The 12,048-nt window shown below is 38.9% G+C and carries 8 protein-coding genes; 2 read left to right on the plus strand and 6 right to left on the minus strand.

Annotated elements, in window-relative coordinates; translation table 11 throughout:
• The first annotated feature begins 60 nt into the window (after window positions 1-60).
• Window positions 61-474, plus strand: a complete 414-nt coding sequence (locus SOM16_RS10860; protein ID WP_320464030.1) for an EamA family transporter — start codon at window positions 61-63, stop codon at window positions 472-474.
• Window positions 475-883: 409 nt separating this feature from the next.
• Window positions 884-2,647, plus strand: a complete 1,764-nt coding sequence (locus SOM16_RS10865) for an LTA synthase family protein (RefSeq protein WP_320464031.1) — start codon at window positions 884-886, stop codon at window positions 2,645-2,647.
• A 229-nt stretch (window positions 2,648-2,876) separates the two neighbouring features.
• Here the strand turns inward: SOM16_RS10865 and SOM16_RS10870 are convergent, their stop codons facing one another.
• From SOM16_RS10870 to SOM16_RS10895, 6 genes are all read right to left on the minus strand, one after another.
• Window positions 2,877-4,013 carry an efflux RND transporter periplasmic adaptor subunit gene (locus SOM16_RS10870; protein WP_320464032.1) on the minus strand — a complete coding sequence of 379 codons (1,137 nt, stop codon included), beginning with the start codon at window positions 4,011-4,013 and terminating at the stop codon, window positions 2,877-2,879.
• A gap of 2 nt (window positions 4,014-4,015) precedes the next feature.
• Window positions 4,016-8,344, minus strand: a complete 4,329-nt coding sequence (locus SOM16_RS10875) for a CusA/CzcA family heavy metal efflux RND transporter (RefSeq protein WP_320464033.1) — start codon at window positions 8,342-8,344, stop codon at window positions 4,016-4,018.
• 61 nt (window positions 8,345-8,405) lie between these two features.
• A complete protein-coding gene (locus tag SOM16_RS10880; RefSeq protein WP_320464034.1) occupies window positions 8,406-8,804 on the minus strand; it encodes a hypothetical protein in 399 nt (132 codons plus the stop codon).
• A 467-nt stretch (window positions 8,805-9,271) separates the two neighbouring features.
• Window positions 9,272-10,147, minus strand: coding sequence for a hypothetical protein (locus SOM16_RS10885; protein WP_320464035.1), 876 nt, complete (start codon window positions 10,145-10,147; stop codon window positions 9,272-9,274).
• Window positions 10,144-10,968 carry a HipA family kinase gene (locus SOM16_RS10890; protein WP_320464036.1) on the minus strand — a complete coding sequence of 275 codons (825 nt, stop codon included), beginning with the start codon at window positions 10,966-10,968 and terminating at the stop codon, window positions 10,144-10,146. The genes SOM16_RS10885 and SOM16_RS10890 overlap by 4 nt, the downstream gene beginning before the upstream one ends.
• A gap of 310 nt (window positions 10,969-11,278) precedes the next feature.
• The gene (locus SOM16_RS10895) at window positions 11,279-11,674 is read right to left on the minus strand and encodes a PH domain-containing protein (RefSeq protein WP_320464037.1); all 396 of its coding nucleotides are present in this window, start codon (window positions 11,672-11,674) and stop codon (window positions 11,279-11,281) included.
• Between the last annotated feature and the right edge of the window lie 374 nt (window positions 11,675-12,048).

A 12,048-nucleotide genomic window follows, 5' to 3' on the forward strand; every position in this document is an offset into this window, starting at 1 on the left:
ATTCTTCAGTTTGTCTACAGATTTGAGTGGTATTTTTATTCTGGTTAAAAAACAAAAATCATGTGGAAATACTATGCAATTCTTTCTGCCTTTTTTGCCGCAGCCACCGCTATACTTGCTAAAATTGGAATAAAAGGGGTAAATGGAAATTTGGCTACCGCAATACGAACGGTGGTTGTTCTATTTATTGCATGGGGAATTGTGCTGGCAAGCGGGGAAATTTCTGAGCTAAAAACCTTAAGTAAAAATAATCTTATTTTTCTTGGTTTGTCTGGTGTGGCAACCGGTCTTTCCTGGATTTTTTATTTTAAGGCCTTGGAAACAGGAAATATTTCTAAAGTTGCCCCGATTGATAAGCTTAGTGTTGCCATAGCAATGGGGCTTGCTTTTCTTATCCTAAAAGAACCAATCGAAACCAAAACTTTAATCGGAGGCCTGATGATTGTTGGTGGCAGTGTGGTGATTTTACTGTAACGCTTACGTGATTGAATGGTTTTTAGGGGGTGACTTCAGACGTTCAAAACCAGATGGGCTTTGAGCATTTTTCACGTGACATGAACCTGTTTAATTGCTTTCAACCCCTTACATTTCAGTTTAATTTTATTCTCAAATCTACATCGGCAGGATTATGAACTCACCTGAGAGATATGCCTACAGAATTGCTACAGATTTGGGGCCTACATTCGTGCAAATGATTCAAATAACTTCATGAATCTCTGTTTCATTAATGACTAAAATAACCAAATTTTTAAGCCACAGGTTCTCACCTGTTCTCCTCGCGTTGGTGTTGCTATGCTGCTTTTCCTTAATAACCAGAATTGCACTTGTCTTATTTTCTGCCCGCAACATAGACTGGTCGTTTTTAAATATTATAAAAATATTTATGATTGGCCTCCTATACGATATGGCTGCTGCTTCATTCGCATGCGTACCACTGGTTGTATACCTATGGCTTTTCCCTGCCAGATGGTATCGTAAAAAAACCAGCAAAATATTGCTATTTGCCTATTTTTTTATCGTTTTACTCTCACTACTATTTAATGCCGTATCAGAATGGTTTTTTTGGGAAGAGTTTTCAGTCAGGTATAATTTTATAGCTGTAGATTATCTTGTATACACCACCGAGGTCATCGGGAACATCCGTCAATCCTATCCAATTAACACCATACTATCGATCATGATTGTGCTTGTTGTGGCAGTGCTGTTTCTGCTACGAAAATTGATATGGCCGGTAAATCATGTTGAGCAGCGCTTCAAAAAACGAAGTTTATACGCTCTTTTACTGTTGGCCCTGCCAGTTCTGGTCTATTTTGGAATAAGCCATAAATGGAAATACCTTAGTAGCAATCAGTATGTCAATGAGCTTTCCGGCAATGGCATGTATGATTTTGGTTTCGCTTTTTGGAATAACCAGCTTGATTACAACACTTTTTATAAAACATTACCCATATCAAAAGTAGAATCTATTATACATCTTATCTTGAGTAAAGCACCAGATACTAAAAGAGATAGCTATACTTCCAGGTTGGTAGATAATAAACTGCGGGAAAACAAAATGAATATGGTGCTCATTAGCGTGGAGAGTTTGAGTGCTGAATTTTTGGGTAGTTTTGGTAATAATCAGCATATCACACCAGAACTCGATACGCTGGCAAAAGCAGGAATGCTTTTCACTAACCTATATGCTTCAGGTACCCGAACGGTAAGAGGACTCGAAGCGCTTTCCCTATGCATACCTCCAACTCCGGGACAATCTATCGTAAAACGCCCTGATAACCGGAACCTTTTTACCCTTGGCAGTGTTTTTCGTTCCAAAGGGTACCATTCAAGATTTATCTACGGAGGGTATGGATATTTTGATAATATGACAGAATTCTTTTCCAATAACGGCTATGAGGTAACTGATAGAAGCGCTTTGAAGGATTCTGAAATCCATTATTCTAATATATGGGGAGTAGCAGACGAAGATTTGTTTACACTTTCGATACGGGAACTAGATAAAGACTATCAAAATGGCAAACCATTTTTTGCGCAAATCATGACTGTTTCCAATCATCGCCCCTACACCTATCCTGAAGGAAGAATAGATATTCCTTCTAAAACCAGTAGAGAAGGTGCAGTGAAATATACAGACTATGCGATTGGAAAATTCATAAGGGAGGCAAGAAACAAGCCTTGGTTTTTAAATACGCTGTTTGTTATTGTAGCAGATCATTGTGCCTCCAGTGCAGGCAAGGTAGAACTGCCGGTAGACAAGTACCATATTCCTATGATTTTTTATGCGCCTGGCCATATTGCGCCATCAAAATTTGATAAACTTACCGCGCAGCTGGATATTGGCCCTACTATTTTAGGTTATCTCAGCTTCAGGTATCAAAGTAAGTTTTTTGGCCATGATGTTTTTAAAATGGAAGATGTAGAACAGCGGGCATTCATCAGCACTTATCAAAGCCTTGGCTACATACGAGATGGCAAACTGGTGGTACTTGATCCCAATAAAAAAGTAAATACGTTTCGTCCGGATTTCAAAACAGGTGAGTCTACAAAAGTTCCCAATGATGAAAAGTTAACAAATGAAACGATCTCTTATTATCAACTGGCTTCATTTCTCTATCAAAATAAACTTTATCAGCAGGAAAAAAGATAATGTTAAAAGTTGGTATCATTGATTTACAAATATCAACACCATCTGGATGTACAGTTATTAGCAGTCATCAAAAAATGAAACTTTTCGGTTAACCATCATTTTTTACCTCATCTGGAAAAGTGTAAGTACTATTCAATTTTTTTATCTCAGTTGAATAAAATTTGAATAGTACTTATCTAGTATAGTGATGATTTAAATATAAAACTTCACCAGAGTACCTTCTTCTGCTTTACTCTGCAGTATTTTTTAACTTCATCAATAAAGAATATGCACCACGTAAAACGATCTTCTTCCCATCTAAACTGCTTCCAACCACAGTTTGATTATTTTCCGACACCCCTTTTTGCAAAGTAGTCATGCGGAAGCTGGAATCGTTTTCTTTGATAAATACATAGTCCTTATTTTCAAAATTAACGATAGCATCATTTGGTAGCACTTTCTCTCTTTTGGCATTCAACTGAATCTCAGCATTCATGTACATACCAGGCGTTAGGCTTTTATCTTCCTGATCGAAGTGACAGTGTACCTCGGCACTTCTGTTTTCGTTTAGGGAATGGCTGACCAAAATAATGCTGGAGCTAAACTTCCTATCGGGATTATTATTGGTATAGGAGATTACCCTTTGTCCGATGGAAACCTTGTCCAGATCTTTTTCGTAAACCGTTAAGTTTAAATGAATATCTTCAGGATTGATGAGTTCAAACATCACATCTGATGGCGTTACATATTTACCAATATTCATATTTACCTTGCTTACATAACCATTAATAGGCGAATAAATTCTGATCGAACGCGAAATATTTCTGTCCGTCAGTTTCCTGCTATTGATTCCGATCATGCTGAGTTTAGCGGCTAAAGCATTAGTTTCCACATTTAGGTTTTTCAACTCACTTTCTGCCTGTTCAAGCACCTTGTCGCTACTGGCTTTGGTACTGTTCAGTTCCCGTTGGCGTTCATATTCTTTGATAGCAAAAGCTTGTCTGTTGCTTGCCCGCAGGTAATCCTGTTGAAGTTGAATGTACTGAGGATCTTCCATTATCGCCAATACCTGCCCTTTGTGAACCCTCGTTCCCGGCAGCATTTCTGTCGATTTTAAGTAACCGCCCAAAGGGATGCTTACCGAAATCAGATTCTGAGGTGGAACATCTATTTGTCCGCTTAATTTTAGCACCCTGCTCACATCCTGAAGTTTCGTTTCGCCAACTTCCAGGTTGATGTTTTTAGCTTCTTTCGCATTCAGATACACCAGATCACTATTTGTTTTTTTAGGTTCTTCCGTTACTTTTTCTTCCTTGCTACTGCAGGCAAATAAGCATACAGAAAAGGCTGCAGAGGCTAAGAACTGTTGATATAACTTAAAATTCATTGTTATTTTGATAGAAGATAATTTAAATTAATGATGCTGTTGTTCAGGTTATTTACCGCGTCAAAATAATCGAGCTGCACCTGTAAAGATTGTTGATTGAGGATGGTCCATTCCAGATAGTTGATCTCTCCGTTTTTAAGCTGTCTATCTAAAGTTAGCGTTACGGCGACTGCATTTTTTAACGCAGTTTTCTCATATTCTTCCACTACATCTACATATTGACCTACCTGCCTAAATACGCTTTCAAATTCTGTATGCAATTGTTTGTTACGGTAATCCGTATCATTTTTAGCGATCAGCTGTTGCGTTCTGGCAGATTTTATCCTCGCCCGCTGGGCACCTGCAAACACTGGGATTTCTATGCCCAGCTGAACGGATTGAAACCTATTCCCCCGGTTATATCGGATTCCATCCTGCAGGCTCATATTGTTGTATGCGAGAGAAATATCAGGCAAGAGCTTTGCACTTTCTGCTTTGATTGATGCTGCAGCAACCTGTTCCTGCTGCCTTTGCCAAATCAAATCAGGATGGGAGGCGAGTGTTGAACTGTCAGCTGGCATTACATCCAGTTTTAACTTATCTGAGATGGGCACAGGTTTTTCATTGGTATTCATTAAAAGCATCAGTTCACGTAATCGTAATTCTTTTTCATTAACAAGGTTTTTCTCCTGAATTTTTAATTGCGACAACTGATTCTCGGCTGATGCCTTTTCGAGCATATTGGTTTCCCCGGCTTTAAGGCGCAGTGTAGCAACCCTTAGAAATGCGGTATAGGCCGAGTCCATTCTTTTCAACAGCTTCTCCTTCCCATCAATTACCAGCAGCTCATAAAATACAGACCTCGTGATTTTTTTAATTTCTGCTTCTTTCACATCGACCTCCATCAAAATAGCCTTCCACTCTTCGCTCAGCTGCCTGGTTTGCCTTTTGTATACAGTTGGTAAGCTCAAAGTTTGAGAGAGGCTGAACTTATCATCGGTAAGCGGACTATTGAAATTGCCGTACTCCGCCCCAATAACAGTTTTAGGAAGATTACTTCCTGTTTTAATGAGCAGCTTGGCTTGTTCTGCCCTCAATTGACGGTTTTTGATCAATAAATTATTCGCCACGGCTGTTTCAACAGCTTCTTCAACGGAAATTCTTCGTTGAGCGCTGGCTGGCTGAAAAGCCGTCAACACTAAAATCGAGGCGATAACTGGTTTTGCAACTTTAGCCTTAATGCCTTTTTCAAGGGCAACATAAAGAATAGGCAGTACAAATAAAGTAAGTAGGGTGGCAATCATTAAACCACCAATCACTACTGTAGCCAAAGGTCTTTGGACGGATGCACCTGCACCATTACTTAGCGCCATAGGCAAGAAACCAAGTGAGGCCACGAAAGCGGTCATCAGTACCGGCCTTAAACGGGTTACCGTTCCGTTGGTTACAATTTTTCTTAAATCGGTTTCTCCGGAATTTTTGATCCGGTTAAATTCTGCCACTAATACGATTCCGTTGAGTACGGCAATACCAAAAAGTGCGATGAAGCCAACGCCGGCACTGATGCTGAATGGCAGCCCTCGAATGGAGAGCAGAAAAATACCACCAATTGCCGAAAGTGGAATGGCAGTATAAATTAGCAATCCATATTTGATTGAATTGAAAGCAAAATACAAGAGTAAAAATATCAGAACCAATGAAACCGGTACCGCAACAGATAAACGTGATTTGGCCTCATTGAGGTTTTCAAATGAGCCGCCAAAGCTAATGGTGTAGCCAGCAGGCAACTTAATTTGCGCCGCTACTTTCTCCTGAAGTTCTTCTACAATACTTTCCACATCTCTGCCATTCACATTAAAACCAACCAATAATCTTCGCCGCGTATCTTCACGCTGAATCTGGCTTGGACTATCAACCAGTGTTACTGATGCAACCTGGTTTAAAGGAATCTGTATCCCGGCAGGTGTCGGGATCAGTAAATTCTGAACATCCTGAATATCTTTCCGCTGATCGTGCTGCAACCTCACCACTAAATCAAAGCGCTTTTCTCCCTCAAATACCAGCCCTGTACTCTGTCCGGCAAACGCTGCATTAATATTTCTATTGATTTCCGAGATATTAAGACCATGCTGTGCGATAGCTGCCCGGTTGTATTTAATCACGATCTGCGGTGTACCCGTAATCTGCTCCACATACAATTCAGTGGCACCATCTACAGTTTTGACCAGGTTGCCCAACTGCTTGCCAAAAATCCCCAGCGTATCCAGGTTTTCTCCAAAAATCTTACACACCACATCCTGCCTGGCGCCAGTCATGAGTTCATTAAATCGCATCTGCACCGGGAACTGAAAACTGGTGGTTACACCTGGAACTTCAGCTGCCGCCGCTCCCATCTTTTCAGAGAGTTCATCGAAAGATTTGGCTGTTGTCCATTCCGATTTGGGTTTTAGATTGATGATCATATCGCCCATATCCATTGGCAATGGCTCGGTAGGCACTTCACTGCTTCCTATTTTGGCCACTACATTAATCACTTCGGGAAACCTGGATTTTAAAATACCTGCAACCTTTTGTACATTTTCCATTGTGGTGTTTAAGCTACTGCCCGTAAGCACCCTCGTTTCAACTGCGTAATCACCTTCCTCGATTGATGGAATAAATTCTCCTCCCATCCTGCTCAGCAGAATAACAGCAACCACAAATAGAAAAACAACGAACCCGATGATGATCTTCGGGATGCGCAATGCCCTTGTCAGCAAGGATTGATATCGATATTCGATTTTAGCCATTATCCGATCTGAAAAATTCTGCCTGGTTTTGATCTTTTTGCTCAGGAAAATACTGCTCAACATCGGGATGTAAGTTAATGAGAGGATAAATGCACCAAGCAGGGCAAAGGCCACTGTTTGCGCCATCGGTTTAAACATCTTCCCTTCAATACCCTGTAAGGCAAAAATGGGCAGGTAAACGATCAGGATGATAATCTGTCCGAAAACCGCACTGTTCATCATTTTTGAAGAGGCGCTTTTTACTTCCTTGTCCATTTCCTGTTGAGAAAGCAAGGTTAGTCCTGCAAACCTTTTGTTGTGGCTAAGCTGATGCATGACCGCCTCAACGATGATGACGGCTCCATCCACAATCAAACCGAAATCCAGTGCGCCTAAACTCATCAGGTTGCCACTCACCCCAAAGAGGTTCATCATAATAACGGCAAACAACATCGATAGAGGAATCACAGAGGCCACCAGCAAACCAGCCCTGAAATTCCCCAAAAAAAGCACGAGCACGAAAACCACAATCAGCGCACCTTCCAATAAATTGGTCTGTACGGTACTGATCGCATTGGTTACCATATCGGTGCGATCCAGGAAAGGTTCAATCACTACGCCTTTGGGCAGGGTTTTCTGAATTTCGGCAATCTTTTCTTTGATACTTTTAATTACCACATTACTATTGGCTCCTTTTAACATCATCACAATGGCGCCAGAAACTTCACCCTGGTCGTTATAAGTTAGCGCTCCGTATCTGGTTGCAGAACCAATCACTACTTCTGCAACGTCTCTGATTAGTAAAGGCGCAGCACCCTTGTTGGTCCTGATTACCACATTCCCAATATCCTCCTTGTTGCCAATCAATCCCTCACTCCTGATGTAAAGCACAGTAGATTGCTTCTCGATATAGGCCCCGCCCGTATTTTGGTTATTATTTTCCAGCGCATCAAAAATATCAGCAATGGTAATTCCATGCGACTGCAACTTGCCCGGGCTGATGGCGACCTGATATTGTTTCAGTTTACCGCCAAAACTGCTCACCTCGGCAACGCCTTTTACACCCAGCAGCTGACGGCGAACTATCCAGTCCTGAATGGTGCGAAGTTCAGTTATATCATACTTCCCCTCATAACCTTTTTCGGGCCTGACCACATATTGATAGATTTCGCCCAGCCCGGTGGATATTGGGCCCATTTCTGGCTTTCCAATCCCATCTGGGATGGATTCCTGCACCACAATCAGGCGTTCGGAAACCTGCTGCCTGGCCCAGTAAACATCTACATCATCATTGAATACCAGTGTAACGAGCGATAAACCGAAACGGCTATAACTTCTTATTTCCTTTATCCCGGCAATATTGCTGCTGGCCTGTTCTACAGGAAAGGTGACCAATCGTTCAATATCAGTTGCGCCGTAAGAAGGCGCTACGGTAATGATCTGTACCTGATTATTGGTAATATCAGGCACAGCATCTACCGGTAAATTAAAGAGTTCAAAAACTCCGTATATAATTAAGGCGATGGTAAACAACGCCACGATGAGTTTATTCTTTACAGAAAACCCAATGATTTTATCAAGCATAAAAAATGAATATGATCTTTCTCAATTTAAAAAAGGAATGACCACAAAAAGAGGGCATGTCCTAAACGTTGATGAAGGAAATGCTTTTGGGAGGTTGCCAGATTTTGCCACTATCCGCACTTGGAACATGACCTTCCGTGTAATGGAATGCATCATTTCTGATGATTATCCGAACAGCCTTTTCGAAAGTATTAAGATGCGAAACAGGAATTGCAGGCGTTAAAAAACTACTCATATCAATCGTTTTGAATGGTAGCTGATCATCTCTCTCCTGATCATTGTCGGTATGCGGTACAGAATTATAATGATCATAAACGAAACCAAAAAAACTTAAATTCTGGTCAAGCTGCTTATGCTCACTGAAATGTTGAAACAGCACGGGAAGCTTAAGTATTTCCCTAAACTCCGTAGTGGAGAATAAATACAGTACCAAAATAGTAAAAGTAATGCGCTTTTTCAATCCGCCAAAGTTAGCCAAAAAGTGTTGATGACAAAAGAGTCGTATCTCACTTTTGTGTTACAACTTTGATTAACGTATTTAAGATTGCTGGAGGGCCGCCCTACCGAGGATTTTCACCGGCGAACAGGTGGAATTTTGAAATTGAGGAGCAGAGCCAACAAAAGCGGTTTATCGAAGACGATCGTAATAAACTTTATAAATATTTTGTTAAGATTTTAGGTGCCTCAATAGCTACAGGAAGGGTTGATCAATTATATGAAAGAATACAAGAAACATAATTTTGTCTGGCCTCATAGCGCATTCACACCTGAGGAGTTAGATATTATAGATAATGGAAATGCCAATGTGCTTGATAATATTGTAAATCTTTCTATTAAGAATGATAAATGAAAGTTATTGAGAACGATGAACTAAAAAATATTTAAGAATTAATAACTATTAAAAACGTTCGACTTGAGATCAAGAACCTAAAATAGAGAGGATTCTATAGTCTGCTGCGAATATGATTGTAAGTTGTCTAGCTCAATTAAGTTAACCCTTTTAGGTTTTCCGAGCAGGCGAATCGCATTATCATAGGATTTAGATAGTTTATTGCTCTTAGGTTTAGCCAGAATTACGTCAAATAAGTAATCGTTCCTAGTTGCGAAATCTTCGAGGTCCTCAAATTGACCAAAATATTGCCAAGCCTTCCGTTGAATAGACTCTGGGCGCAATAAATCAAAGCTTACCGGCTTTACCAGGTGTAAATCTGTGTCAGATTTCCAGGCAATATCAAATTTTACAGGTGCATTAGACTGCGGCTCAATCGCATAATCAAGAAATACGTTTTTTGCCGTGCTTAGCGTCCCCTCGTTTAGAAAATCACCCAGATATTTCTTATACCTTCTAAGCAGCACAGATTCATCAACACGCTTTTGATTGCTACCCTGAACCTGAAAAACAGAAAAATATAGGTTATATAGTTGATCGGTTATTTTCACAATATCAGGAGTATACAGCACCGAGGTTCTAAAATTCCCAAATTGCAAAGCAGAGGCATCTGGCGCAAGGAATTCTTTCTCTAAAAACTTATGCAGCCCGATTTCCAGATCTTTTTCCAAAAACAAGTCAGGATTTAAATTTAAGTTATCTATTCTTTCCTTAAAGTATCTAAAATAAGATTTTATTGTTTTTTCGGGAACGTTTGGATAAGCATATTTTAAACGTATTAATTTTTCAGGATAAATAAACTCAAGCCTTTGTTCATGAGGAAAATATGCAATCAGTCCAATATTGAGTACCTCTCCCAAAATCTGAGAATGATGGTACTGCAATAGTGCATATGTGAAGATTCCTTTTGTCATGATACCAAACTTAACATTATTTGACAATATTTGTGGCTATTTTGTTTTAGGGCATAAAGGTACTGAATTAATCGAGTACTCTCTCCCGCGTTTACTCCGTGTGTTTTTAGTTCTTCAATTAATTGTTCAATCCTGTTAATTTCCAGTCTATCAAGATATTCCTTGAATGTATCAAACAGTTTCTTCTTTGTCCCTCTATAGTTTTTTAACAAAGGATAAAATAGATGTTTAAGGTAAATCGATTGCCAACGTCCGCGATTAAAGTCTTCAAGAATTTTATCAAACGCAGCGGAACTCTCTCCATCTAAAAAGTGAAGGCATAGTTCATGATCAATGAGAATAAACCCATCATCATCCATGAGCAAATTTGCCTTATTATGGTGCCCGCCTCTGTCCGCATTCATTATCAAACAATCAAAAGCAAATAAGGTGGCACAATCCCATATATTAAAACTAGTTTTTTTTAGCTCGTCATTCACCAAACTAGCATTTACGAGCTTACTGCAGAAAGTGATGCCTTTATACTTTGTATCGAGGTCAGCCAGCTCGGTTTTATTTAGTGTTGAGCGAAAATCCGCCGCGTTTATATCAATCAGATAACTTTCAGGGCAATCTAAATCAAACTCACGGGCAAGCTCGCTACAAATGAATTCTTTAGCAATGTGACAACTCTGAGATATATTACTGGGAGTAAAAAGTTTTACAACACAGGCAATTTCTTCAATTTCCTTTGAATGCTCATTAATACAAATAACATTCCAGGGCTTAGTTGAGCCTCCTTTTAATTTACCTTCGAACCTGATGGGCGTTAGTTTTATCAAGAGATTTATTTTTTCTAAATTAGGTATTTCCCTGGATTATCAAGTCATTGAACAAACCAATTCAAATACCTAGAGAAAGTTAAAGAATTGTCTCATAAAAAACGAACTTAATATTCGTTCATTTCTAAATTTTATTTCAGCGGTTATCATTTTTGTCAAACCTTGGCAATTCAAAAAATTCTTATCACAAAAACAAGACATTTATATCACCATGTTTGGGCCATGACTACAATCTGGTTAAAAATAATTATGCTTTTTAAAGCTGAACATGTCAATAAACCACGTCACTGCAACTTAAATAAAACCCGTCTTAGAAGCGTAATCCCGCATGCTTAAATTCTTTGTTTGATTTCTCAATTTCTGTCAAAAACTCTTCCTTGGCATTGGGTGAAATGATTATTTCTTTATTACCATCATAGCTTACTAATAAACCATTTGTTGAGTTGGCATAGGTATGAAACCACTCTCCGAAAGAAACGCTATTCTTAAAAACAATGCTCGTTATGTTTTGAATGTCGATTGTTGACTTAGAAAAGCCGAAAGTAACAATTAGATGACCCGTATCAGTTAATCTATACTTTGCCCTAGCAAGTTGAGCCAAACTTAAAACAAAGGGCGCTAAAATTGGCAACGTGATGATGAAAGACTCAAAAAATAAAACCATGATAAAGTAAAGCGTAACAGGCGAAAATCTTATTAATAGCATTTTTAAGTCGACATTAGAATTAAATGAGTTCGTCATTATTAAGAGAGTTAAATTTAGGTTGTAACTAATAAATATTCCTTACAGTAAATTGAATCTTTATTAGTTATTTCAATTAAATCTACCATAAAATATCAAATATTCAACTATCGAATTAACTTTTTAGAAATGACTAATTTTACACAAATGAACAAAAAAGGGTATATAGTACAAAGGTTTACGAAAGAAAGGTAAATTCTTATCTGACGATAAATTTTTGATTCTCAACAAAATACATTTTCGAGCTAAATCGCCAGAAACTAAATTTATAGTATATATATAGGATTTTTTTTTATTTTATTAAATCCTATATTTAAACTATACTTTATGTGCACATG

This window comes from Pedobacter sp. CFBP9032 (genome assembly GCF_034045265.1).
Lineage (GTDB): Bacteria > Bacteroidota > Bacteroidia > Sphingobacteriales > Sphingobacteriaceae > Pedobacter.